Source organism: Acidovorax sp. PRC11 (genome assembly GCF_031844105.1).
Taxonomy (GTDB): domain Bacteria; phylum Pseudomonadota; class Gammaproteobacteria; order Burkholderiales; family Burkholderiaceae_C; genus Paracidovorax.
In genome coordinates this window covers 136636-159812 of sequence record NZ_JAUZUQ010000001.1, presented here as the reverse complement: position 1 = coordinate 159812, position 23177 = coordinate 136636, and the positions used below count along the sequence as shown (strand labels likewise).

The window sequence follows — 23177 nt, the reverse complement described above, 5'->3', positions numbered from 1 at the left end:
TTCTGCCTCCGGCCATGGGGGTGCCTTCGGAGTGAGGTGCTCCGCTTTTCGCGGGCCGCACTCTGCTGGGAAGGCAGACGCATTCCGTGGTTTCCCGATTATTCAGGCTTGAAGGGTCGCTTTATTTTCCTGAATATTTATGAAAGGGCGCCTCCGGCGTTATTCCTCTCGGGATCTGGCGGGGTTTCATATGCCGGATTTCAATGAATTATTTATTTCCCTGGCGATAAATATTATTTATGCATTCTCTGGAAATCGCCCGCTTGTGTACCGTAGTGCCACTTGCGATTGCATTTGATTACATGCATGCGTGGCAGCGTGGCGCACGCGTTAGAGTGCGTTCCGCGGGGAGGAACCGCGAAGCCCGTACCAGAGAAAAATGATGGCCTCAGAATTCGCATTCGATCATTTCTTGCTGAAAGTGAATGAGCGTCAACTGCTTTCGCACGGTTGCCCCGTGGCGGTGGGCGCGCGGGCTTTCGACGTGCTGTGCGCGCTGGTGCACCGCGCCGGCATGCTCGTCACGAAATCCGAACTGTTCCGGCAGGTGTGGCCCGGGGTGGTGGTGGAGGAGAACAACTTGCAGGTGCATGTCTCCGCGCTGCGCAAGCTCGTGGGCGCGGACCGCATCGTCACCATTCCGGGCCAGGGATACCGCTTCGTGGGGAGGGTGGCAGGGCCGCGGGAGCCGCTGCCGGCGCGCGAGGCGGGGGTGGGGCCGATGCCGGAGGTCGACGGCCGGGCGGTCGCCGTGCTGCCGTTCGGCGGAGGCGCCGAGGCCGTGCAGCGGCACTTCACCGACGGCGTGGCCGAGGACGTGATCCACCGGCTGTCCCGCTCCCGCTGGCTGGGGGTGATCGCGCGCAACGCGACGCAGCGCTACGGCGATGCCTTGCCGTCCAATGCCGTGGTCGCCCGCGAACTCGGCGTGCGCTACCTGGTGTCGGGGCAGGCGCGTTTCCACGCGGGCCGCGTGCGCGTGACGGCCGAGCTGATCGACGCGCCACGCAACGAGACCATCTGGACCGAGAGCTACGAGCGGCCCGCGGACGACCTCGCCGCGGCGCAGTCGGGCATTGCCGCCGCCATCGCGGGGGCCGTCGAGCCGGTCCACCTGCGGCGCGAGGAAGGCCTGCACGGGGCCGTGGCGCCGCAGGATGGCCAGTACTGGCCGCTGCTCATGCGCGCGCGCTGGCATTTCTGGCGCTCCGGCCGCGACCACTTGCGGCAGGCCGAGCACTACGCGGAGCGGGCACTCCGGGCACGGCCCGACGATTCACCCAGCCTGTCGCTGCTGGCCTTCGTGCGCATCGCCAGCGTGTGGGCGGGCCGGTCGGCGTGCGTGCGCATGGATGCCTCCGAGGCCCGCCGGCTGGCGCTGCGGGCGGTGGCCAGCGACGAGACCGATGCCTTCGCGCATTTCACGCTCGGCACCGCGCTGTCGTTCTCCGGCCAGTTCGCGCAGGCGGTGTCCGAGCAGGAGCTGGCGCTGTCGCTGTGCCCGCAATTCGCCGCGGCCACGGGCGAGCTCGGACGGCTGCTGGCATTCAGCGGCCGCACGCGCGAGGCGGACGCCTGCGCCCGGCAGGCCTGCGAGGCCAGTCCGCTCGATCCGCAGACGAGCCTCTGGGTGCGCACGCGGGCGATCGCGCGCTTCGTCGAGGGCGACTACCCCGCAGCAGAGGGGTTCGCCTTGCAGGCGCTCGCGCAGCGCCCGGACTGGCTGTTCAACCACTACCTGCTGGCCGCCTGCCAGACCGCGGCCGGCCATGCCGTCGACGGCCGCCGCACCCTGGAGCAGGCGCGCCGGTTCGGCCCGTACCCGGCCGAGGCGCTGAAGGCCTGCCACCCTTTCGCCGACGCCGGGCAGATGGCGTATTACACCGATTGCCTGCGCCGGGCCGGCTGGAAGGGATAGCCGCTGGACCGGCCCGGGTCAGGGGAGGTCCTGGGCTGGCCGCTGGGGCGCGGAGAGTTCCTGCGTCAGCGGCCGTGCAGGAAATCCACCTGCGACGGCCGGCCCGGCAGCGACAGGTCCGCTGCGGGTGCGGGGCTGCCCGCCACCCGCCGTCCGCGACGCCAGACACCCAGGCGCGTGGCGCGCAGTCGGATCGCTTCCGCCGGCGTGCGCGCATGCAGCAGCACGAAATCCGCATGGCAGCCGGGAGCGAGGCCGTAGCCCTCCAGGCCCAGCAGGCGGGCGGGGTTTTCCGTCACCGCGGCGAAGCAGTGGCGCATCGCTTCCTGCCCGGTCATCTGCGCCACGTGCAGGCCCATGTGCGCGGCTTCGAGCATGTCGGCACTGCCCCCGCCGTACCACGGGTCCATCACGCAGTCGTGGCCGAAGGCGACGGTCAGCCCGGCCGCGAGCAGTTCGGGCACGCGCGTCATGCCGCGGCGCTTGGGGTAGGTGTCGTGCCGGCCCTGCAGGGTGATGTTGATGAGGGGGTTCGCCACCACGCCCAGCTGCGCCTCGGCCATGAGCGGGATCAGCTTGCTCACGTAGTAGTTGTCCATGCTGTGCATCGACGTGAGGTGCGATCCCGTGGCGCGGCCGTGCAGGCCCAGCCGGTGCGTCTCGTGCGCCAGGGTCTCGACGTGGCGCGAGAGCGGGTCGTCGCTCTCGTCGCAATGCATGTCCACGCGCAGCCCGCGCTCGGCGGCGAGTTCGCAGAGCAGGCGCACGCTCTCGGCGCCCTGTGCCATGGTGCGCTCGAAATGGGGAATGCCGCCGACCACGTCCACGCCGAGGTCCAGCGCGCGGCGCAGGTTGTCGAGGCCGCCCGGCGTGCGCAGCACGCCGTCCTGCGGGAAGGCCACCAACTGCAGATCGAGGTAGGGCGCCACGCGGCGCTTCACCTCCAGCAGCGCCTCCACGGGCAGCAGGCTCGGGTCGCTGGTGTCCACGTGGCTGCGGATCGCCAGCAGCCCGCGCGCCACCGCCCAGTCGCAATAGGCCAGGGCGCGCTCCACGATGGCCTCCTGCGTGAGCAGCGGCTTGAGTTCGCCCCAGAGCGCGATGCCTTCGAGCAGCGTGCCGCTGGCGTTCACGCGCGGCAGGCCGTAGGAAAGCGCGGCGTCCAGGTGGAAATGCGCGTCCACGAACGGCGGGCTCAGCAGCATGCCGGCGGCATCCACGGTGGCATGGGCCGGCGCGCGCAAGCCTTCGGTGACTTCGGCGATGCGGCCGTCCTGCACCGCCACCGACATGGAGGTGCGGCCGTCGGGCAGGGTGGCGTCGTGGATCAGCAGGTCGAGCATGGGGTCACCGGGGTTCGTGGATCTGGGGTCATCGGGAGGGCGGCAGAGACATCCTCTGCCGATTGCATATTCTGGGCCAGTCGCCAGCGTGCCGCGGGCTTAGAGCGGCTAACACGACCCTTCTGGCGTCGTTGCCGCATCTTGTCGTACTGCTCGTACTGCCTGCGATGCAGCGCCTAGCCAGAACCGCTTCGCTGGGTCGTGTTAGCCGCTCTCAAGGCCAGCGCACCACCACGTTCCAGCCGGAGGCCGACAACAGGGGCTTCAGCACGGCCTCGGTGTTCGAACGCGCTTCCCGCAGCGTCTCGGGTGTGGCGCAGGCCTGGGCCACGTCCTGCTGGGCGATGCGCAACGCCGCCTCGATCGCCTGGGTGCGGTGCTCCGATCCCGGCACCAAGGGCTCCAGGCCGCTGCCGTGCAGGGCATAGAAGTACGAGCCGCCCTCGTCGCGCGGGCCGTGGTTCACGCGGGCCGAAACGGTGCGCGGCGCGGGCAGCGCCAGCACGGCGGTGCGCGCGGCCGTGTCCACCTGCCCGTAGCGGGCGGCCCGCAGGTCCGTGCCCACCAGGCAATCGCCGCGCGCCACCAGCAGCACCCGGGTTTCGCCGATCGGCAGTTCCCAGCGGGTCCAGGGGATGCCCTGCGTCATCGCGCGGTGGAATTCGACCACGTTGGCGTAACGCACGCGCACGGAGACGAGGTCGCCCAGGGATTCCACCGCGACCAGCGGCGGCGACGCCGGAGCAGGGGGCGCGGCGTGGCGGCTGCCCAGGGTCCAGGCGGCTGCGGCTGCGATGGCAGCGGCGAGCAGGAGGGCGGAAAGGGAGACGCGTCGCATGCCCCATTGTGGCCCTGCGGGTGGAAAGGGAGCCATGGCAAGGTCTTCCGCGAGCGCCCAGGCACCGGCGGCCTGGATGGTCAGGCGCTGTGCCGCGGGGAAGTAAGCTCGTCGTTTCGTGGCGCGGCGTCAGCTCGCGCGCGCCGTGGCCGCCGGTGGCCGGCAGGTGCGCGCTCCGGAGCGCATGCCCTGGGGCCAGACCATCGCCTATGTCGAAGATGGCGATGGCGTGCTGGTGGGCCTGTGCACGCCCGTGCAGGCGGGTTGAAGGGACGCTCGCCACGCCGCGCGCGTGAGCCGGTGGAGCACATGCGGGCGCACCGCATGGCCCTCGGGCACGGACGGATGCTCGAACGCCTCCGCGGGCGATTCGCGCATGCCCAGGCGGGCCATCACCGCCTGCGATCGCCGGTTGCGCTGCGCGGTGAAGGCGACGATCTCCTCCAGGCCCAGCGCCTCGAATCCCGCCCGTAGCGCCAGCCGCGCGCCCTCGGTGGCCAGGCCGCGGCCCCAGAAGGGCCGTGCGAGCCGCCAGCCGATCTCCACGCAGGGTGTGAAGGGCAGCGGTGCCGTGGGCTGGTGCAGGCCGATGAAGCCCATGAACGTTCCACCGGGCGCGCACGGGCCGTCCTGTCCGTCCACCAGTTCGGCCGCCCAGAATCCCCAGCCCTGCTGGCCGATCAGCGCTTCGATGCGGTCGGCCATGGCATCGCTCTGCGCCCGTTCCAGCGGCGCCGGGAAATGCTCCATGACCACGGGGTCGGCATTGAGCGCAGCGAACGGCGCGCGGTCCGCGGGCGTCCACTGGCGCAGGCGCAGCCGGGGCGAGCGCAGCAGGGCCGGGTCGATGGAAGTGGGGCCGCCCGGCATCTGGCCCGGAGCGGCAGGGTCTGGCATGGGTTTCGGCATCCGCCGATGGTAGTGCGCCCCATGCCTGCAGGCGATGGAGGCCCGCCGTGCGCGGGCCCTCAGCGTTCGTTTTCCAGCGCCTGTGGCTCAGCGTTCGCCCTTGCGGTACGGCTTCATCAACGCCTGCGGGTACGCGGCCTTGCGGGCCACGAGCACCAGCGCCAGGATGGACAGCAGATACGGCAGCATCAGGTACACCTGGTACGGCAGCCATGCCTCGCCCGACTGCTGCAGGCGCAATTGCAGCGCATCGAAGAACGCGAACAGCAGCGCGCCGAGCAGTGCCTTGCCGGGCCGCCACGATGCGAACACCACCAGGGCCACGCAGATCCAGCCACGGCCGTTGACCATGTTGAAGAAGAACGCGTTGAACGCCGACAGCGTGAGGAAGCTGCCTGCCACGCCCATCAGCGCCGAGCCCGCCACGATGGCGCCCGTGCGCGTGGCCGCCACGGAAATCCCCTGGCCTTCGGCCGCCTGCGGGTTCTCGCCCACCATGCGCACCGCCAGGCCCAGGGGCGTGCGGTAGAGCGCCCAGGCCAGCAGCGGAGCGAGCAGCAGCGCGAGCAGCGTGAGCGGCGTCTGCGCCGAAAGGATCGGCACGCCCAGCCACTCCATGGGCGCGAACGGCGTGATGGTGGGCGGCGTGTTCACCTTGGGGAAGCCGACGCGGTAGCCGTAGTAGCTGAGCGCCGTCGCCAGCAGCGTGATGCCCAGGCCCGAGACGTGCTGCGACAGCGCCAGGCCCACGGTGAGCCAGGCGTGCAGCAGGCCGAACACCGCACCCGTGAGCGCCGCCACCGCCACGCCCGCCCACAGCCCGTGCCCGGCATACACGGTGAGCCAGCCGGTGAAGGCGCCCGCGACCATGATGCCTTCGATGCCCAGGTTCAGCACGCCCGCGCGCTCGCACAGCAGCACGCCCAGCGTGCCGAGGATGAGGGGCGTGGCCACGCGCAGCGTCGCGATCCAGAAGGCCGGGTTGGCCAGGATGTCGAGCAGCTCGGTCATTTCCATTTCACCCGGTACTGGGCCAGCAGCCCCGCCACCAGCACCGCGATCAGCGAAGCGGCGACGATCACGTCGGCGATGTAGGTGGGCACGCCGATGGCGCGGCTCATGCTGTCGGCGCCCACCAGCACGCCGGCCACGAAGATGCCTGCGGCCACCACTCCCAGCGGATGCAGCCCGGCCAGCATGGCGATCACGATGCCGCTGTAGCCGTAGCCCGGCGACATGTCGAGCGTGACGTAGCCCGTGCGGCCCGCGACCTCGACCGCGCCCGCCAGGCCCGCGAGCCCGCCCGAGAGCAGGGCCACGAGCACCACGGTGCGCGTGACCGGCACGCCCGCGAACGCCGCGGCGCGCGGGTTGGCGCCGGCCGCGCGGATGTGGAAGCCCGGCACGGTGCGCGCCAGCAGCGCCCACAGCAGCACCGCCAGGCCCACGGCGATCAGCAGGCCGGTGTGCAGGCGCGATCCCGCCACCAGCCGCGAGAGTTCCAGGTCGCCCTGCAGCGCCACGCTCTGCGGCCAGCCCAGCGCCAACGGGTCCTTCATCGGGCCGTCGAGCAGGGCCGACACCAGCAGCAGCATCACGAAGTTGAGCAGCAGCGTGGTCACCACCTCGTCCACGCCCAGGCGCGCCTTCATCAGCGCCGGGCCGAGCAGCAGCGCAGCGCCGGCCAGGGCCGCCGCCAGCATCATCAGCGGGAACAGCACCCAGGGCGACCATTCCAGGCCCGTGCCGCCGTGCATGCCGCCCACGGCGACCGCGGCGATGGCGCCGGCGTAGAGCTGGCCTTCGGCGCCGATGTTGAAGAGGCGCGCGCGGAAGGCCACGGCCGCGGCCAGGCCCGTCAGGATCAGCGGCGTGGCGCGCGTGAGCGTTTCGGTGAGCGCGAAGACGGAGCCGAAAGCGCCTTGCGCCAGCAGCGCATAGGTGCGGCCCACGGGGGCGCCCGCCCACAGCACCAGCAGCGCGGAGACGAGGAGGGTGAAGGCCACGGCCCCGACGGGCGCGGCCACGTAGGCCGCGGCGGAAGTGCGGTGGCGTTTTTCGAGTCTCATGGGGTGTCGTTGCCCGGTGCGTGGCCCGCGCCAGAGCCTTCCCCGGCCATCGCCAAGCCGATGGCCTCGCGCGTCCAGGCTTCGGCCGGCAAGGCGTCGGTCAGGTGCCCGCCGTGCATCACCGCCACGCGGTCACCCAGTTGCAGCACTTCGTCCAGATCGTCCGAGATGAGGAGCACGGCAGCGCCCGCGTCGCGCGCGGTGATGAGCTGCTGCTGCACGAAGGTGACCGCGCCGATGTCCAGGCCCCAGGTGGGCTGGTGGGCGACGATCAGCCTCGGAGGCTCCGGATGGTGCGGATCGGGCGACAGCAGCGCCCGTCCGAGGATCAGCTTCTGCATGTTGCCGCCCGACAGCGACCGCGCCGGCACGTCAGGCCCGCCGCCGCGCACGTCGAAGGTCTCGGCCACGCGGCGGGCATGCTCGCGCGCGGCGCGGCGCTTGACCCAGCCGGCGGTGAACCAGGGGCGGGAGAACCAGCGGCTGCCCAGGCGTTCGGAGACGGCGTTCTCCCAGACCGGCAGATCGCCCACCACGCCCACGGCGTGGCGGTCCTCGGGGATGCGGGCCACGCCCTGGGCGACGAGGCGCTGGGGATTCGCCGGCAGCGGCCGTCCCTGCAGCACGGCCGTGCCCCGCGTGGGTATGCGCACGCCGCACAGCACGTCGGCCAGGGCCACCTGGCCGTTGCCCGACACGCCCGCGATGGCGGTGATCTCGCCCGCGCGGAGCAGAAGGCGCACGCCGTGCAGCGCATCGCGCCCGCCGGCGGTATGGACATCGTCGAGGGTGCAGACGGCATCGCCCACGTGCCGCGCGGGCCGGCGCTCGGCGCGCTCGACGGCGTGGCCCACCATCCACTGCGCGAGCTGCGCCTGCGTGGTGCCCTCGGCGGGCGCTTCGGCCACCAGCCGCCCCTGGCGCAGCACGGCCACGCGGTGCGACACGCGCAGCACCTCGCCGAGCTTGTGGCTGATGAAGATGATCGACAGGCCCTCGGCCACCATCTGCCCCAGCGTGGCGAAGAGCGCCTCGCTCTCCTGCGGCGTGAGCACGGCCGTGGGTTCGTCGAGGATGAGGATGCGTGCGCCGCGGTAGAGCGCCTTCAGGATCTCCACGCGCTGGCGCTCGCCCACGGAGAGATCGCCCACGCGGGCCTCCGGCACCACGGGCAGGCCGAAGCGCCGCGACACCTCCAGCAGCCGCGCGCGTGCTGCGCCGCGGCGCGAGAACGGCTGCCACAGCGGCTCGCTGCCCAGCAGCACGTTGTCCAGCACGCTCAGGTTGTCGGCCAGCGTGAAATGCTGGTGCACCATGCCGACGCCCGCCGCCAGCGCCGCACGTGGCTGCCCCGGCGGCAGCGGGCGGCCGAACGCCTCGATGCTGCCGGCGTCCGCCACGTAATGCCCGAACAGGATGGACATCAGCGTGGACTTGCCCGCGCCGTTTTCACCCAGCAGCGCCAGCACCTCGCCGCGCGCGAGCGTGAGCGAGATGCCGTCGTTGGCCACCAGGCTGCCGAAGCGCTTGGTGATGCCGGACAGGCGCAGCACGGTGTCCGGCGCGGCGGCCGGTGGCGGTGCGGGCATGGGGAAGAAAGGGAGGCGGGCCGCCGGCTTACTTCGCTGTGGACTTCGGCTGGCTGTCGTCCACCTTCACGGTGAATTTTCCGGCCAGGATCTCGGCTTCGCGCGCCTTCACCTTGGCCACCACGTCGGCCGGCACCTTCTTCTCGAACGTGCCCAGCGGCGCGAGGGACGAGCCCTTGTGCTTCATCATCGAATACGGGCCGTAGTCCTCGGCCGTGAACTTGCCGGCCTTCACGAGCCCGATGGCGCGGTCCACGCTCGGCTCCATGTGCCACAAGGCGGAGGCGACCACGGTGTCGGGGTACTGGGGCTGCGTGTCGATCACGTTGCCGATGGCCAGCTTGCCTTTTTCCTTGGCCGCGTCGCTCACGCCGAAGCGCTCGGCATAGAGCACGTCCGCACCCTTGTCGATCATCGCGAAGGTGGCTTCCTTGGCCTTCGGCGGATCGAACCAGCTGTTGATGAAGGTGACGGTGAACTCCACCTTCGGATTCACTTCCTTCGCGCCGGCCATGAAGGCATGCATCAGGCGGTTCACTTCCGGAATGGGGAAGCCGCCGACCATGCCGATCTTGTTCGTCTTCGTCATGCCGCCCGCGATCATGCCGGTGAGGTAGGCGGGCTCCTGGATGTAGTTGTCGAACACGCTGAAGTTGGGCGCCTGCGGCTTGCCCGAGGAGCCCATCACGAAGGCCGTCTTGGGGAAGTCCTTGGCCACCTTGCGGGCCGCGGACTCCACGCCGAACACCTCGCCGAAGACCAGCTGGTTGCCGCCGTTGGCGTACTCGCGCATCACGCGCTCGTAGTCGGCATTGGCCACGTTCTCGCTGCTCTTGTATTCGATCTCGCCGCGCGCCTCGGCCGCCTTCAGCGCCTTGTGGATGCGGCTCACCCACTGCTGCTCGTAGGGCACCGTATAGATGCCCGCCACCTTCAATTTGGCCTGGGCGAAGGCCGCCACGGGCGCAAGGCCCAGCGTGGCGGAGATGGCCAGGGAGGTGCAGAGCAGGCGGCCGGTGAAGAGGCGGCGGGAGGTCATCGCGGGTTCCTTGGGTCGAAAAAGAGTGACGTAACGGGAGATTGCCGCAGTCAAGCAGGATGCATGCCATCCGCGCTCCGCGGCACGTCCCTCATTTGGTGCCGAAAATCCGGTCCCCCGCATCCCCCAGCCCCGGCAGGATGTAGCCGTGCTCGTTCAGTTCGCGGTCGATCGCTGCGGTGAAGATCGGCACGTCCGGGTGCGCCTTCTGCAGCGTGGCCACGCCTTCGGGCGCGGCCAGCAGGCACATGAACTTCACCGAACGCGGCTTCAGTTCCTTCAGCTTGGCGACGGCGGCGGCGGCCGAGTTGCCGGTGGCGAGCATCGGGTCCACCACGATGATGTCGCGCTCTTCCATTTCGGAGGGCATCTTGAAGTAGTACTCGACCGGCTGCAGCGTCTGCGGGTCGCGGTAGAGGCCGATGTGGCCGACGCGCGCGCCGGGCACCACCGTGAGCATGCCGTCGAGGAAGCCGTTGCCCGCGCGCAGGATGGAGACGAGTACGAGCTTCTTGCCGTCGATGACCTTGCCGGTCATGGTTTCGAGCGGGGTTTCGACCTCGATGTCGGACAGCGGCATGTCGCGCGTGATCTCGTAGGCCATCAGGGTGCTCAGCTCGCCCAGCAGGCGGCGGAAGCTGTTGGTGCTGGCGTCCTTGCGGCGCATCAGGGTGAGCTTGTGCTGCACCAGGGGGTGGGTGATGACGTGGACGTTGCCGGAGGGGTTCTCGGTGCTCATGGGCGTGGGAAAGGGAGAGAAAAGGGAGACAACCGGTCAGTCTGCCAGAAACCGCGCATACCGCGGCAGATCGACGTTGCCGCCGCTCACCACGATGCCCACGCGCGCACCGCGCAGGTCGATGCCGCCGTGGTGCGCGCCGGCCAGCGCCAGCGCCCCGGTGGGCTCCACCACCATCTTCATGCGCTCGGCGAAGAACCGCAGCGCCTGGGCGAGCTGGGCGTCGGACACGGTGACGACTTCGTGCACCAGCCGCTGGATGATCGGGAAGGTGATCTCGCCCGGCGCCTGCGTCTGCGCGCCGTCGGCGATGGTGCGGGGCGTCTCGATGCGCACGATGTGCCCGGCGCGCAGCGACTGCTGCACGTCGTTGCCGGCCTCGGGCTCCACGCCGATCACCTTGCACCCGGGCGCGAGATGCCCGGCCGCAAGCAGGCAGCCCGAGAGCAGCCCGCCGCCGCCCAGGCACACGAACAGGTAATCGAGCTGGGGCACATCCTCCAGCAGCTCCTGCGCCACCGTGCCCTGGCCGGCGATGACATGCGGATGGTCGAACGGCGGCACCAGCACCATGCCGCGCTCTTCGGCCAGGCGCCGGCTGATGGCCTCGCGGTCTTCGCGGAAGCGGTCGTAGGTGACCACCTGGGCGCCGTATTCGCGCGTGGCCGCCATCTTGGAGGCGGGCGCGTCTTCGGGCATGACGATCACGGCGGGCATGTCGAGCAGGCGGGCCGAGAGCGCGATCGCCTGCGCATGGTTGCCGGACGAGAAGGCCAGCACGCCGCGCCCGCGCTGCGCGGCGTCCAGCTGCACCAGGGCGTTGTAGGCGCCGCGGAACTTGAACGCCCCCATGCGCTGGAGGTTCTCGCACTTGAAGAAGAGCTGCGCGCCCAGCGCCTCGTCGGCAGTGCTGGAGCGCAGCACGGGCGTACGGTGGGCGATGCCCGCCAGGCGCCGGGCCGCGGCGGCGACGTCGTCGTAGGTGGGCAGGGCGGGGCGGTGCGGTTCCATGGGCGTCCTCGCGAAGCGTGTGCGGCCTCCGGTGGGCCGTGGCCGGAAAAAGGGTTGCCGCATCATAGACCCGGCCAGGCCATCTTTGCGCGCGGGCCCCTGACGCGCCCGCCGGGCCCTCAGCCCAGTTCGCTGAAGCGCTGCACCGGCGCCAGAGCGGGGAAGTCGCCCGCGCGCCGCTCGCGCATCGCGCCCACGGCCTCGCCGACGTGGCGGTTGCTCCACACCGCGCCCTGCAGCCAGCCCATCTGGCGCAGGCTGTCGTCCACCGAATGGTCGCGCGCATAGTGCACCGCCTGCTTGGTGCCCCAGACCGCGACGGGCGGCTTGGCGGCGATCTCGCGCGCGCAGGCCAGGGCGGCCTCCAGCATCGCCTCCTGGGTGGAGAACACTTCGTTCACCAGCCCGCAGGCCAGGGCACGGGAAGCGGGCAGGCGGCGGCCGGTGTAGGCCAGTTCCTTGACGATGCCCAGCGGGATCAGCTTGGGCAGGCGCTGCAGCGTGCCCACGTCGGCCACCATGCCGATGTTGATCTCCTGGATGCAGAAGAACGCGTCCTCGCTTGCGTAGCGGATGCAGGCGGCGGTCACCATGTCCACCGCGCCGCCGATGCAGCCGCCATGGATGGCGGCGATCACCGGAATGCGCAGCGATTCGATGCGCGTGAAGGTGGCCTGCATGTCGGTGAGCAGGTCGAAGATGGCGGCCCGGCCTTCGGGGCTCTGGTCGTCCATCGCGACGGCGCCGCCGAAGGTCTCCAGCGACATGCCGGCCGAGAAATGCCGGCCGGTGCTGCTGATGACCAGCGCGCGCGCATCGCCCGCGCGGTGCAGCCGCGCGAGCACCGCATCCAGCTCGCGCCAGAAGGTGGGGTGCATGGTGTTGAGCGCCTCCGGTCGGTCGAGCACCAGGTGCGCGACGTGGTCCGAGACGGTCAGGCGGAAGCAGGTGAGGGCGGCGGTGTCGGTCATGCGGCGCACTCTAGGCGCGATGCCGCGGCGCCGGCCGTCACCTGCGCGACGCGCGCCGCGCCGCATCCGCCGGCGCGGTGGGCCCTGTCAGCGGCGCACCGTGCCCGCGTCCTGCCCGAACAGGATCTTCTTCGCGTCCTCGTCGACCGTGGGTGCGGTGTTGATCGACTTCGCCACGTCGTAGGCGCGCACGGTGGCGGGGCGCTCGGCGATGCGCGCGAACCAGCGCGCAAGGTGCGGGAAATCCTTCAGGTCCTGGCGCTGCCGCTCGTGCGGCACGATCCAGGGGTAGCAGGCCATGTCGGCGATCGAGTAGCTGCCGGCGATGTATTCGCGGCCGTCCGCCAGGTGCTTGTCGAGCACGCCGTAGAGGCGGGCGGTTTCCTTCACGTAGCGCTCGATGGCGTAGGGCACCGGCTCCGGAGCGTACTGCGTGAAGTGGTGGTTCTGCCCGGCCATGGGCCCGAGGCCGCCCATCTGCCAGAACAGCCACTGGAGGGCTTCCGTGCGGCCGCGCAGGTCCTGCGGGATGAACCGGCCGCTCTTGTCCGCCAGGTAGAGCAGGATGGCGCCGGACTCGAACACGGGCACCGGCTCGCCGCCGCCGGCCGGGTCGTGGTCGAGGATGGCGGGAATGCGGTTGTTGGGCGCGATGCGCAGGAATTCGGGCTGGAACTGCTCGCCGCGGCCGATGTTCACGGGCAGCACGCGGTAGGGCAGGCCGGCCTCTTCGAGGAACATCGTGATCTTGTGGCCGTTGGGGGTGGTCCAGTAGTGCAGGTCGATCATCCGGAAAGACTCCAGGCAGGGGTGGGACATGGGCGGAGCGTGCCCGGGCGGGCCGTGCGCCCCGCGGGGCGACGGGCCAATGTAGCGGGCGCTGCCGCGCCCCGCACTGGGCCGCCGCGAAAACCCCGCAGCGGCTGCGGGCCGGCCGGAGAGGGTCAGCGCTTGCGGCCGCCGAACACGCTGCCGAGCACGCCGCGCAGGATCTCCTTGCCGAGCGAGGTGCCCATGGTGCGCACGGCCGAGCGGGCCATCGTCTGCACCAGCCCGTCCTTCCTGCCGCCGCGCGGGCCCGTGGAGCCGAACAGCACGTCGTTCAGCCCGCCGAGCAGGCCGCCGCCGCCGTCGGCGCCCGCCGGGCCCGCGGTGCCGGCGGGGGCCGCGCCGGGTGCAGGGGCCGCCGCGCTGTCCGCCCGCCCGCGCAGCTTCTCGTAGGCCGATTCACGGTCCACGGCCTTCTCGTACACGCCGGCCACGAGCGACTGCGCCATCAGCGCCTGCCGCTGCTGCGGGGTGATCGGGCCGATCTGGCTGGCCGGCGGCAGCACGAAGACGCGCTCGGTCACGCCGGGGCGGCCCTTGGCGTCGAGCAAGCTCACCAGGGCCTCGCCTACCGCCAGCTCGGTGATGGCGGCCTCGATGTCCAGCCCGGGCTGCGGGCGCATCGTGGTGGCCGTGGCCTTCACGGCCTTCTGGTCGCGCGGCGTGAAGGCGCGCAGCGCGTGCTGCACGCGGTTGCCGAGCTGGGCCAGCACGCTGTCGGGAATGTCGAGCGGGTTCTGGGTGACGAAGTACACGCCCACGCCCTTGGAGCGCACCAGCCGCACCACCAGCTCGATGCGCTCGACCAGCACCTTGGGCGCCTCGTTGAACAGCAGGTGGGCCTCGTCGAAGAAGAACACCAGCTTCGGCTGGTCCGGGTCGCCGATCTCGGGCAGCTGCTCGAAGAGTTCGGACAGCATCCAGAGCAGGAAGGTGGCGTAGAGGCGCGGCGACTGCATCAGCTTGTCTGCGGCGAGGATGTTCACCACGCCTCGGCCATCCACGGTCTGCATCAGATCGTTGATGTCCAGCATCGGCTCGCCGAAGAACCGGTCGCCGCCCTGGGCCTCGATCTGCAGCAGCCCGCGCTGGATGGCGCCCACGCTGGCGGCGCTGATGTTGCCGTACTCGGTGGTGAGCTCCTTCGCATGCTCGCCCACGTGGGCGAGCATGGCGCGCAGGTCCTTCAGGTCGAGCAGCAGCAGGCCGCTGTCGTCGGCGATCTTGAAGACGATGTTGAGCACGCCCAGCTGCGTCTCGTTCAGGCCCAGCATGCGGCCGAGCAGCAGCGGGCCCATGTCGGAGATCGTGGCGCGCACCGGGTGGCCCTGCTCGCCGAACACGTCCCAGAGCGTGGTGGGGCAGGCCATCGGCTCCGGCAGGGGCAGGCCGCGCTCGGCCAGGGTGGCCGCCATCTTCCCGCCGATGCGGCCGGGCTGGCTGATGCCGGTCAGGTCGCCTTTCACGTCGGCCATGAACACCGGCACGCCGATGCGGGAAAAGCCCTCCGCCAGGGTCTGCAGGGTGACCGTCTTGCCGGTGCCCGTGGCCCCCGTGACGAGCCCGTGGCGGTTGGCCAGCGCGGGCAGCAGATGGCATTCGGTGGTGTCGCGCTTCGCAATCAGGATCGGTTCGGCCATGGCGGTGGGGAGTCAAAAGTAAAATCGCTTCCGACCGGTAGATTAATCGATAGACACAACAGCAAGGACTCCCTGTGGCAGGACACAGCAAATGGGCCAATATCCAGCACCGCAAGGGGCGGCAGGATGAGAAGCGCGGCAAGATCTGGACCCGGATCATTCGCGAAATCACCGTCGCCGCGCGCGCCGGCGGGGGCGACGTCTCGGCCAACCCGCGCCTGCGGCTGGCCATCGACAAGGCCAAGGCCGCGAACATGCCGGCCGACCGCATCAAGTACAACATCGACAAGGCCACCGGCAATGCCGAAGGCCTGACCTACGAGGAAATCCGCTACGAGGGCTACGGCATCGGCGGCGCGGCCATCATCGTGGACACGATGACCGACAACCGCGTGCGCACCGTGGCCGAAGTGCGCCATGCGTTCAGCAAGTACGGCGGCAACATGGGCACGGAAGGCTCGGTGGCCTTCCAGTTCAAGCACGTGGGCCAGCTCATCTTCGCGCCGGGCACGAGCGAGGACAAGGTGATGGAAGTCGCGCTGGAGGCCGGCGCGGAAGACGTGGTGACCGACGAGGACGGCGCCATCGAGGTGCTCACGGCGCCGGGCGATTTCGAGGCGGTGAAGAACGCGCTCGAAGCCGCGGGCCTCGTGCCCGACGCGGCCGACGTGACCATGCGCCCGGACGTCACCATCGACCTGGCCGGCGAAGACGCCGAACGCATGCAGAAGCTCCTGGACGTGATCGAGGATCTCGACGACGTGCAGGAGGTCTACCACAACGCCGCGCTCTGACCGAGAGGCACCCGGACACCCCATGAAAGTTCTTGTCATCGGAGGCGGCGGCCGTGAACACGCAATGGCCTGGAAGCTCGCGCAGTCTCCCAAGGTCACCAAGGTCTACGTGGCGCCCGGCAACGGCGGCACGGCCCTCAACCCCAAGCTCGAAAACGTGCCCCTGACCGACGTGCGCGCGCTGCGCGCCTGGGCGCAGGAGCAGAAGATCCAGCTCTCCGTGGTCGGCCCCGAGGCGCCGCTGGCCGCCGGCGTGGTGGACGAATTCCGCGCGCACGGCATGCGCATCTTCGGCCCCACGAAGGCCGCCGCGCAGCTGGAGAGCTCCAAGGCGTTCTCCAAGGCGTTCATGCGCCGCCACGGCATCCCCACGGCCGACTACGACACCTTCACCGATCCGGCCCAGGCCCATGCCTTCATCGACCGCCTGGGCGCGCCGATCGTGGTCAAGGCCGACGGCCTGGCCGCCGGCAAGGGCGTGGTCGTGGCGATGACCGCGCAGGAGGCCCACGACGCGGTGGACTTCATGCTCGTCGACAACAAGTACGGCGTGAGCCACAACGAAGGTGGCGCGCGCGTGGTGATCGAGCAGTTCCTCGAAGGCGAGGAGGCGAGCTTCATCGTGCTGTGCGACGGCAAGAACGTCGCCGCGCTGGCCACCAGCCAGGACCACAAGCGCCTGAAGGACGGCGACCAGGGCCCCAACACGGGCGGCATGGGCGCGTATTCCCCCGCGCCGGTGGTCACGGCCGACGTGCATGCGCGCGCCATGCGCGAGATCATCCTGCCGACCATCCGCGGCATGGAGAAGGACGGCATTCCGTACACCGGCTTCCTGTACGCCGGCCTGATGATCGACGCCAAGGGCCATCCGAAGACGCTGGAGTTCAACTGCCGGATGGGCGATCCCGAGACCCAGCCGATCCTGATGCGCCTCAAGAGCGACCTGGTGGACGTGCTGGCCGCGGGCGTGGACGGCAAGCTCGACCAGGTCGAGCTGCAGTGGGACCGCCGCCCCGCGCTGGGCGTGGTCATGGCCGCCCACGGCTACCCCGAGAGCCCGCGCAAGGGCGATGCCATCACCGGCCTGCCGGCCGATGCCGACGATGCGGTGGTGTTCCATGCGGGCACCGAGCTGCAGGACGGCGTGGTGCGCACGACGGGCGGGCGCGTGCTCTGCGTGACGGTGCTGGCCGACAGCGTGAAGCTGGCGCAGCAGCGTGCCTACGACGTGGCGCGCGGCGTCCACTTCGACGGCGCGCAGTACCGGCGCGACATCGGCCACCGGGCGGTGAAGAGCTGATGGCGACGGCACCGGGACCGGGCCGCGCCGCGGGCGTGCCCGCACCGCCGGCCGATGCGGTCGACCGCGTGCGCGCCTACCTGCTGGACCTGCAGTCGCGCATCACCAACGCGATCGAGAGCGTCGAGGGGCAGGGCGGCGCGCGCTTCCTCACGGATGCCTGGAGCAAGGGCCCGGGCGAGCCGCTGCAGGGCGACGGCGTCACGCGCATCCTGGAGGCCGGCCGCGTGTTCGAGCGCGCGGGCTGCGGCTTCTCGCACGTGCGCGGCGCCTCGCTGCCGCCCTCGGCCACGCAGCACCGGCCCGAGCTGGCCGGCGCGCCGTTCGAGGCCATGGGCGTGTCGCTGGTGTTCCACCCGCAGAACCCCTACGTGCCCACGGTGCACATGAACGTGCGCATGATCGCCGCCGCGCGCGACGGGCAGCCGCCCGTGTGCTGGTTCGGCGGCGGCATGGACCTCACGCCCTGCTACGGCTTCGAGGAAGACGCGGTGCACTTCCACCGCAGCTGCCGCGACGCGGTCTATCCGTTCGGCGAAGGCCTCTACCTGCGCTTCAAGCGCTGGTGCGACGAGTACTTCTACCTCAAGCACCGCGACGAGCAGCGCGGCATCGGCGGCATCTTCTTCGACGACTTCTCCGAGCTCGGCTTCGAGCGCAGCCTCGCGATGATGCAGTCGGTGGGCGACGCCTTCCTGGGGGCCTATCTGCCGATCGTGCAGCGGCGCCAGCACATCTACTTCGGCGACCGCGAGCGCTCGTTCCAGTGCTACCGGCGCGGCCGCTACGTCGAGTTCAACCTCGTCTGGGACCGCGGCACGCATTTCGGGCTGCAGTCCGGCGGGCGCACCGAGTCGATCCTGCTCTCGATGCCGCCGCTGGCGGGCTGGGCCTACCAGCGGCAGGACCCGCCCGGCACGCCCGAAGGCGAGCTGACGCGGCGCTTCCTGGTGCGGCGCGACTGGCTCTGAACCCGGCCGCGACGGACCGCGCGGACCGGAAAGCTATAATTTCAATAGCTGTCCGGCTCCGTCGCCCCATGTCGACCGGCCCCGATGGCGCCGATCCACGGCGCGCGGCCCCTCGCGTCCGCGCGCCGCGCCATTGGCCCCCGCGCGGGTTGCGCGCTATATTGCCCCTCACCCCCCATTTCTTCCCGTCCCTGATGACCACCTCCACCCGTTCGGAATCCGCCGCCAAGAAAGACGTCACCAAGCTCCAGCGCGCCATCGTCGATGGCCTGGAAGACGTCAAGGCGCAAGACATCCAGGTGTTCAACACCGAGAAGCTGTCGCCGCTCTTCGAGCGGGTGATCGTGGCGTCGGGCACCTCCAACCGGCAGACCAAGGCGCTGGCCGCCAGCGTGCGCGATGCCGTGCGCGAAGCGGGCTTCCCCAAGCCGCGCACCGAGGGCGAGGACAACGGCGAATGGATCATCGTGGACTGCGGCGCCGCCGTGGCCCACATCATGCAACCGGCCATCCGCCAGTACTACCGCCTCGAAGAGATCTGGGGCGAGACGCCGGTGCGACTGAAGCTCGGCGCCGCCAAGCCCGTGAAGGCCGCCGAAACCGGCGATGCCGCGTCCGCCAAGAAGAAGGCCGCGCCGCGCAAGAAGGCCGCGGCCGCCGAAGCGGAAGTGCCGGCACGCAAGCCGGGCCGCAGCAAGGCGGCCACCGCAGCGGCGGCTGCCGCACCCGCGCCCGCGAAGAAATCCGCCGGCAAGGCCGCGCCCGTGAAGGCGGCTGCAACCAAGACCCCGTCCAAGGCCAAGGCCCCCGCGAAGACCGCGGGCAAGGCCGGGGCGGCCAAGACCGCAGCCGGCAAGTCGCCCGCAGCCAAGTCCGCCGCACCGAAGGTAAAGACCGTGGTGGTGAAGCCGGCGGCCCGCAAGCCCGCGGCCAAGTCCGCCGCCGCGAAGAAGGCGCCGTCGGCCCGCCCTGCCGCACCGCGCAAGGCCGCGGCCGCCAAGAAGGCCCCGGCCCGCAAGAAGGCCGGCTGAGTGGGCCGGCAGGCGGGCGATCCGCCGAAGGCCCCGGGCATGCACCGGGTGCCGGCGGAACGCCCGCGGATCACTGACCAATGAAACTCCTCATCGTGGCCGTGGGCCAGCGCGTGCCCGACTGGGCGCAGACCGCCTACGACGACTATGCCAAGCGGTTCCCGCCGGAACTGAAGGTCGAACTCAAGGCCGTCAAGACCGAGCCGCGCGGCTCCAAGACGCTGGAGACGCTCTACGCCGCCGAGCGCGAGCGCATCGAGGCCGCCATTCCGCGCGGCACGCGCATCGTGGCGCTCGACGAGCGCGGCACCCCGCTCACCACCAAGGCCCTGGCCGTCCGCCTCAAGGACTGGCAACTGGGCGGCGACGACGTGGCGCTGGTCATCGGCGGCCCGGACGGTCTCGATCCGGCATTCCGCCAGGCCGCGCACGAGCGCATCCGCCTGTCCGACCTCACGCTGCCGCATGCGATGGTGCGGGTGCTGCTGATCGAGCAGCTGTACCGCGCCTGGTCGGTGAACGCCGGCCATCCCTACCACCGCGAGTAGGGACGCGGCGCGCGCGGCGGCTGCCCCGGCATCCGCTATCCTGCCGCCGTGAACCCGAATCCATCCCCTTCCTCCCCCGCTCCTTCTTCTTCGCCTTCCGGGTCGTCCGCGTCGCTTCCGTTCGTCTATCTGGCGTCGCAGAGCCCGCGCCGCCGTCAGCTGCTCGACCAGATCGGCGTGCGCCACGTGCTGCTGCTGCCCAACGCCGATGGCGATGCCGTCGCCGAGGATGCCGAGGCGATCGAAGTGCCCCGGCCCGGTGAGGCGCCTGCGCGCTACGTGCAGCGCGTGACGGGCCTCAAGCTGGATGCGGCCGTGGCGCGGCATGCGCGGCGCGGCCTGGCGCCCGCGCCGATCCTGTGCTCCGACACCACCGTGGCCCTGGGGCGCGAGATCCTCGGCAAGCCCGACGACGCGGCCCATGCGCGGGAGATGCTCGCGCGGCTCTCCGGCCGCAGCCACCGCGTGCTCACCGCCGTGGCCGTGCAGGTGCCGGGCGGCGCGCGCCATGCGGTGCTGTCGGTGTCGCAGGTGGTGTTCGCCGCGATGACCGGGGCGCAGATCGCCGCCTACGCCGCCAGCGGCGACCCGCTCGGCAAGGCCGGCGCCTACGGCATCCAGGGGCCGGCGGCGCGCTACGTGGCCCGCATTTCCGGCAGCTACACCGGCATCATGGGCCTGCCGCTGCACGAGACGGCGCTGCTGCTGCGCGAGGCCGGGCTGCCGGACTGACGGAGCCGGGACCGGGATACCCGGCGGGTGCCCGGCGCCGGCCGGGCCGTTGAGGCATCATCGCTTCCCGAGCCTCCTTCCTCCCTCCCGCCCCGTCCCGCCCATCGCGATCCGCGCCGCCCGCCATGCAACAAGACATCCTCATCAATTGGTCCCCCCAGGAAACCCGCGTCGCCGTCGTCGAGCACGGCGCCGTGCAGGAACTGCACGTGGAGCGCACGCTGGAGCAGGGACTGGTGGGCAACGTCTATCTGGGCAAGGTCTCGCGCGTGCTGCCGGGCATGCAGTCGGCATTCATCGACATCGGCCTGGAGCGCGCGGCCTTCCTGCACGTGGCCGACGTGTGGCACCGGCAGGAGGGCGGCGAGGCGCCGATGTTCGCGCGCAAGGGCGAGCCGCCGGTGCCGATCGAGAAGCAGGTGTTCGAGGGCCAGTCGCTGATGGTGCAAGTCATCAAGGACCCGATCGGCACCAAGGGGGCGCGCCTTTCCACGCAGATCAGCATCGCGGGCCGGCTGCTGGTGTTCCTGCCGCAGGACGACCACGTCGGCGTTTCGCAGAAGATCCCGGCCGCCGAGCGCGACGCGCTGCGCGCGCGCCTGCAGGCGCTGGTGGGCGACAAGGCCACGGGCGGCGGCGGAGGCTTCATCCTGCGCACCAACGGCGAGGATTCCTCCGACGCGGAACTGGCCGAGGACATCGCCTACCTGCGCAAGACCTGGGGGCGCATCAAGGATGCCTCGCTGCGGCAGCCGCCGGCCTCGCTCTTGCACCAGGACCTGAACCTGCTGCAGCGCGTGCTGCGCGACCTGGTCGGCGACGAGACCGCCAGCATCCGCATCGACTCCCGCGAGCAGTTCGCGCTGCTGCAGGCCTTCGGCCGCGAATTCACCCCGGCCGCCGTGCCCAAGCTGCAGCTCTACAAGGGCGAGCGGCCGATCTTCGACCTCTACGGCATCGACGAGGAAATCGCGCGTGCGCTCGGCCGGCGCGTGGACCTCAAATCCGGCGGCTACCTGATCGTGGACCAGACCGAGGCGCTCACCACCATCGACGTGAACACCGGCGGCTACGTCGGCGCGCGCAACTTCGACGACACGATCTTCAAGACGAACCTGGAAGCTGCCCAGGCCATCGCCCGCCAGCTGCGGCTGCGCAACCTGGGCGGCATCATCATCGCCGACTTCATCGACATGGCGCGCGAGGACCACCAGCACGCCGTGCTGTCGGAGTTCAGAAAGCAGCTCGCGCGCGACCGCGTCAAGACCATGACCGGCGGGTTCTCGCAGCTCGGCCTCGTCGAGATGACGCGCAAGCGCACCCGGGAGTCGCTCGCCCACATGCTCTGCGAGCCGTGCGTGCATTGCCAGGGCTCCGGGCAGATCAAGACGGCGCGCAGTGTTTGCTACGACATCCTGCGGGAGATCCTGCGCGAGGCCCGGCAGTTCAATCCGCGCGAGTTCCGGGTGGTGGCCTCGGCGAAGGTGGTGGAGCTGTTCCTGGACGAGGAGAGCCAGCACCTGGCGGGGCTGTCGGATTTCATCGGCAAGCCGATCTCGCTGCAGGCGGAGGGGGGGCTGGGGCAGGAGCAGTACGACATCGTGCTGCTGTGAAGGTTCAGGGCTTGGCGTTGGGGCAACTGGGAATCTGGGCTGCGTTTATGCATTCCGGCGGAATGTCTTTAAAGACGACGTCTCTGCCCACATAGACCTTGCTGGCTTGCACGGGCGGGTCGAGTTGCCATTCGATATCGCCATTCATCCAGAGGTCGACCACGTCGCTTTGGCCCAGCAATGTCTTGGGCTCGATGCGGTAGAGCCGGACCACGTAAGGCATCTTGAAGCTTGGGTGGGCGATGCGCTGCAGCAGGGATGCCTGGTGAAATTCCAGGCGGTACACCCGATGCGGGCTGTTCTCGGCATCAAGGAAGGTCGGCGTCGCCAACGCCCATATGGCCAGGAACACCATATTCAGGCCCAGGCACCAGACGATACAGGGCACGTTCTTGAGGTTGGAAATCTTCATCACCACTCCAACTCGATCGGAAAGGCAAGGCGCACGCGGTGTACATCGGAGACGACCATAAAGTCTCCGCCCATGCCATACAGAGAGCGCCACTGCCTGAAATGCTGGTTCTGTACCAGATAGTTCTGGCGGTTTGCCTCTGCGGCATCGGCATGCATCCATTGTTCGGTAAGAGGGATGGCCAAGGGGGATGGTAGAAAGCGCTCCACGCCACCGCGCCCCCAGAAGCCCAATGGCTGCGATAGGAAAGAGTCGTCGTTGAAGTCGTAAGAGTCGCGTAGGTAGAAGGCTAGTTCGTCGATCGCTATGGACACCTTGCTTGGCCCCTGCGGTGCCACCAAGCCTGATACCGCGATCTTGAGCGAGGCTTCGCCCATGGCGCCGCAGAAGTCGTCCATAGGGTCGCCGAATCGACCGACATTCAGGAAGTTCACTTGGCAGTCGTGGTCCAGAACCTTGGCAGACTGTGCCAGATCGCCAAAACGCCAGGGCCGATTCCGTCCCGCCATCTGCCGTGTGACCTTTCTTTGCAACTGCTCAAGTCCGGCAACGCTGTTCCACTGGTTCTGCAGACGAGACATTGCAGCCTGAACACGAGCAAAGCCCAATGCCCATTGCATAGTGACCGTGCCTTCATCCAATTGCGCGGGATCCAAATCCACCAGACGGCGTTGACCACTTTTGATGGCATTCGGCAACTCGAATGCCGTGCCGCTGAACCACCGCTCCATCAACTTCGCCGCCACCGGCCACCCCAAACGCGAGCGCATCACGCCTCGAATGTCATCGAGACGAAACCGCCTCACCTTCGGCGGCAGCTTGGCTTCCAAATGCGCACGCAGGCGCTCCTTATCGACACGGACGATATCGTTCATGCAG

General features: G+C 70.0%; 22 protein-coding genes. 8 read left to right on the top strand and 14 right to left on the bottom strand.

The genetic code is table 11. The annotated features are described in order from the left end of the window. Positions 1 to 421: 421 nt before the first annotated feature. A complete protein-coding gene (locus tag Q9R47_RS00725) occupies positions 422 to 1918 on the top strand; it encodes a winged helix-turn-helix domain-containing protein (protein WP_311231542.1) in 1497 nt (498 codons plus the stop codon). Positions 1919 to 1983: 65 nt separating this feature from the next. Here the strand turns inward: Q9R47_RS00725 and Q9R47_RS00720 are convergent, their stop codons facing one another. From Q9R47_RS00720 to Q9R47_RS00660, 12 genes are all read right to left on the bottom strand, one after another. Then, positions 1984 to 3261: an amidohydrolase family protein gene (locus Q9R47_RS00720; protein ID WP_311231342.1), complete on the bottom strand. Its 1278-nt coding sequence runs from the start codon at positions 3259 to 3261 to the stop codon at positions 1984 to 1986. Positions 3262 to 3475: 214 nt separating this feature from the next. Next, positions 3476 to 4099, bottom strand: coding sequence for a DUF4230 domain-containing protein (locus tag Q9R47_RS00715; protein ID WP_311231341.1), 624 nt, complete (start codon positions 4097 to 4099; stop codon positions 3476 to 3478). 207 nt (positions 4100 to 4306) lie between these two features. Continuing rightward, complete coding sequence (locus tag Q9R47_RS00705; protein WP_311231541.1) at positions 4307 to 4969, bottom strand: GNAT family N-acetyltransferase; 663 nt, start codon at positions 4967 to 4969, stop codon at positions 4307 to 4309. A 126-nt stretch (positions 4970 to 5095) separates the two neighbouring features. After that, a complete protein-coding gene (locus tag Q9R47_RS00700; RefSeq protein WP_311231340.1) occupies positions 5096 to 6019 on the bottom strand; it encodes an ABC transporter permease in 924 nt (307 codons plus the stop codon). Beyond that, positions 6016 to 7077 carry an ABC transporter permease gene (locus tag Q9R47_RS00695; protein ID WP_311231339.1) on the bottom strand — a complete coding sequence of 354 codons (1062 nt, stop codon included), beginning with the start codon at positions 7075 to 7077 and terminating at the stop codon, positions 6016 to 6018. The genes Q9R47_RS00700 and Q9R47_RS00695 overlap by 4 nt, the downstream gene beginning before the upstream one ends. Continuing rightward, the gene (locus Q9R47_RS00690) at positions 7074 to 8666 is read right to left on the bottom strand and encodes an ABC transporter ATP-binding protein (protein WP_311231338.1); all 1593 of its coding nucleotides are present in this window, start codon (positions 8664 to 8666) and stop codon (positions 7074 to 7076) included. Before Q9R47_RS00690 ends, Q9R47_RS00695 begins: the two co-directional genes overlap by 4 nt. A 28-nt stretch (positions 8667 to 8694) precedes the next feature. Next, positions 8695 to 9705, bottom strand: coding sequence for a BMP family protein (locus Q9R47_RS00685; protein WP_311231337.1), 1011 nt, complete (start codon positions 9703 to 9705; stop codon positions 8695 to 8697). Positions 9706 to 9796: 91 nt separating this feature from the next. Then, the gene (upp, locus tag Q9R47_RS00680; protein WP_026431280.1) at positions 9797 to 10444 is read right to left on the bottom strand and encodes a uracil phosphoribosyltransferase; all 648 of its coding nucleotides are present in this window, start codon (positions 10442 to 10444) and stop codon (positions 9797 to 9799) included. A 36-nt stretch (positions 10445 to 10480) separates the two neighbouring features. Beyond that, on the bottom strand, positions 10481 to 11455 hold the full coding sequence (locus tag Q9R47_RS00675) for a threo-3-hydroxy-L-aspartate ammonia-lyase (RefSeq protein ID WP_311231336.1): 975 nt from the start codon (positions 11453 to 11455) through the stop codon (positions 10481 to 10483). A gap of 119 nt (positions 11456 to 11574) precedes the next feature. Further along, on the bottom strand, positions 11575 to 12426 hold the full coding sequence (locus Q9R47_RS00670) for an enoyl-CoA hydratase-related protein (RefSeq protein ID WP_311231335.1): 852 nt from the start codon (positions 12424 to 12426) through the stop codon (positions 11575 to 11577). Positions 12427 to 12513: 87 nt separating this feature from the next. Next, positions 12514 to 13215: a glutathione binding-like protein gene (locus Q9R47_RS00665; RefSeq protein ID WP_311231540.1), complete on the bottom strand. Its 702-nt coding sequence runs from the start codon at positions 13213 to 13215 to the stop codon at positions 12514 to 12516. A 155-nt stretch (positions 13216 to 13370) separates the two neighbouring features. Further along, positions 13371 to 14894 (bottom strand): helicase HerA-like domain-containing protein, encoded by a 1524-nt coding sequence (locus Q9R47_RS00660; RefSeq protein WP_311231334.1) that lies wholly within the window; start codon positions 14892 to 14894, stop codon positions 13371 to 13373. A 74-nt stretch (positions 14895 to 14968) separates the two neighbouring features. On the opposite strand from Q9R47_RS00660, the gene Q9R47_RS00655 reads away from it, so the two are divergent. From Q9R47_RS00655 to rng, 7 genes are all read left to right on the top strand, one after another. Continuing rightward, complete coding sequence (locus Q9R47_RS00655) at positions 14969 to 15688, top strand: YebC/PmpR family DNA-binding transcriptional regulator (protein ID WP_019703071.1); 720 nt, start codon at positions 14969 to 14971, stop codon at positions 15686 to 15688. Positions 15689 to 15710: 22 nt separating this feature from the next. Continuing rightward, the gene (purD, locus tag Q9R47_RS00650) at positions 15711 to 16991 is read left to right on the top strand and encodes a phosphoribosylamine--glycine ligase (RefSeq protein ID WP_311231333.1); all 1281 of its coding nucleotides are present in this window, start codon (positions 15711 to 15713) and stop codon (positions 16989 to 16991) included. Beyond that, positions 16991 to 17962, top strand: a complete 972-nt coding sequence (hemF, locus tag Q9R47_RS00645) for an oxygen-dependent coproporphyrinogen oxidase (RefSeq protein WP_311231332.1) — start codon at positions 16991 to 16993, stop codon at positions 17960 to 17962. The genes purD and hemF overlap by 1 nt, the downstream gene beginning before the upstream one ends. A gap of 194 nt (positions 17963 to 18156) precedes the next feature. Beyond that, a complete protein-coding gene (rsfS, locus tag Q9R47_RS00640) occupies positions 18157 to 18993 on the top strand; it encodes a ribosome silencing factor (protein ID WP_311231331.1) in 837 nt (278 codons plus the stop codon). Positions 18994 to 19073: 80 nt separating this feature from the next. Beyond that, positions 19074 to 19541, top strand: a complete 468-nt coding sequence (rlmH, locus tag Q9R47_RS00635; protein WP_311231330.1) for a 23S rRNA (pseudouridine(1915)-N(3))-methyltransferase RlmH — start codon at positions 19074 to 19076, stop codon at positions 19539 to 19541. Positions 19542 to 19670: 129 nt separating this feature from the next. Further along, entirely contained in the window at positions 19671 to 20273 is a 603-nt protein-coding gene (locus Q9R47_RS00630; protein ID WP_311231539.1) for a Maf family protein, read from the top strand. A 125-nt stretch (positions 20274 to 20398) separates the two neighbouring features. Continuing rightward, the gene (rng, locus tag Q9R47_RS00625) at positions 20399 to 21886 is read left to right on the top strand and encodes a ribonuclease G (RefSeq protein WP_311231329.1); all 1488 of its coding nucleotides are present in this window, start codon (positions 20399 to 20401) and stop codon (positions 21884 to 21886) included. Positions 21887 to 21890: 4 nt separating this feature from the next. Here rng and Q9R47_RS00620 read toward each other — a convergent pair whose 3' ends face one another. Together Q9R47_RS00620 and Q9R47_RS00615 are read right to left on the bottom strand one after the other, a co-directional pair. Beyond that, entirely contained in the window at positions 21891 to 22298 is a 408-nt protein-coding gene (locus Q9R47_RS00620; protein ID WP_311231328.1) for a hypothetical protein, read from the bottom strand. Next, the gene (locus Q9R47_RS00615; RefSeq protein WP_311231327.1) at positions 22298 to 23173 is read right to left on the bottom strand and encodes a DUF6402 family protein; all 876 of its coding nucleotides are present in this window, start codon (positions 23171 to 23173) and stop codon (positions 22298 to 22300) included. Before Q9R47_RS00615 ends, Q9R47_RS00620 begins: the two co-directional genes overlap by 1 nt. Between the last annotated feature and the right edge of the window lie 4 nt (positions 23174 to 23177).

What these genes read in the sequence shown, in the direction of transcription:
- Q9R47_RS00720 (WP_311231342.1), bottom strand. Translation starts at nt 3,261, where the DNA reads ATGCTCGACCTGCTGATCCACGACGCCACCCTGCCCGACGGCCGCACC.
- Q9R47_RS00715 (WP_311231341.1), bottom strand. Translation starts at nt 4,099, where the DNA reads ATGCGACGCGTCTCCCTTTCCGCCCTCCTGCTCGCCGCTGCCATCGCA.
- Q9R47_RS00705 (WP_311231541.1), bottom strand. Translation starts at nt 4,969, where the DNA reads ATGCCGGGCGGCCCCACTTCCATCGACCCGGCCCTGCTGCGCTCGCCC.
- Q9R47_RS00700 (WP_311231340.1), bottom strand. Translation starts at nt 6,019, where the DNA reads ATGACCGAGCTGCTCGACATCCTGGCCAACCCGGCCTTCTGGATCGCG.
- Q9R47_RS00695 (WP_311231339.1), bottom strand. Translation starts at nt 7,077, where the DNA reads ATGAGACTCGAAAAACGCCACCGCACTTCCGCCGCGGCCTACGTGGCC.
- Q9R47_RS00690 (WP_311231338.1), bottom strand. Translation starts at nt 8,666, where the DNA reads ATGCCCGCACCGCCACCGGCCGCCGCGCCGGACACCGTGCTGCGCCTG.
- Q9R47_RS00685 (WP_311231337.1), bottom strand. Translation starts at nt 9,705, where the DNA reads ATGACCTCCCGCCGCCTCTTCACCGGCCGCCTGCTCTGCACCTCCCTG.
- upp (WP_026431280.1), bottom strand. Translation starts at nt 10,444, where the DNA reads ATGAGCACCGAGAACCCCTCCGGCAACGTCCACGTCATCACCCACCCC.
- Q9R47_RS00675 (WP_311231336.1), bottom strand. Translation starts at nt 11,455, where the DNA reads ATGGAACCGCACCGCCCCGCCCTGCCCACCTACGACGACGTCGCCGCC.
- Q9R47_RS00670 (WP_311231335.1), bottom strand. Translation starts at nt 12,426, where the DNA reads ATGACCGACACCGCCGCCCTCACCTGCTTCCGCCTGACCGTCTCGGAC.
- Q9R47_RS00665 (WP_311231540.1), bottom strand. Translation starts at nt 13,215, where the DNA reads ATGATCGACCTGCACTACTGGACCACCCCCAACGGCCACAAGATCACG.
- Q9R47_RS00660 (WP_311231334.1), bottom strand. Translation starts at nt 14,894, where the DNA reads ATGGCCGAACCGATCCTGATTGCGAAGCGCGACACCACCGAATGCCAT.
- purD (WP_311231333.1), top strand. Translation starts at nt 15,711, where the DNA reads ATGAAAGTTCTTGTCATCGGAGGCGGCGGCCGTGAACACGCAATGGCC.
- hemF (WP_311231332.1), top strand. Translation starts at nt 16,991, where the DNA reads ATGGCGACGGCACCGGGACCGGGCCGCGCCGCGGGCGTGCCCGCACCG.
- rsfS (WP_311231331.1), top strand. Translation starts at nt 18,157, where the DNA reads ATGACCACCTCCACCCGTTCGGAATCCGCCGCCAAGAAAGACGTCACC.
- rlmH (WP_311231330.1), top strand. Translation starts at nt 19,074, where the DNA reads ATGAAACTCCTCATCGTGGCCGTGGGCCAGCGCGTGCCCGACTGGGCG.
- rng (WP_311231329.1), top strand. Translation starts at nt 20,399, where the DNA reads ATGCAACAAGACATCCTCATCAATTGGTCCCCCCAGGAAACCCGCGTC.
- Q9R47_RS00620 (WP_311231328.1), bottom strand. Translation starts at nt 22,298, where the DNA reads ATGAAGATTTCCAACCTCAAGAACGTGCCCTGTATCGTCTGGTGCCTG.
- Q9R47_RS00615 (WP_311231327.1), bottom strand. Translation starts at nt 23,173, where the DNA reads ATGAACGATATCGTCCGTGTCGATAAGGAGCGCCTGCGTGCGCATTTG.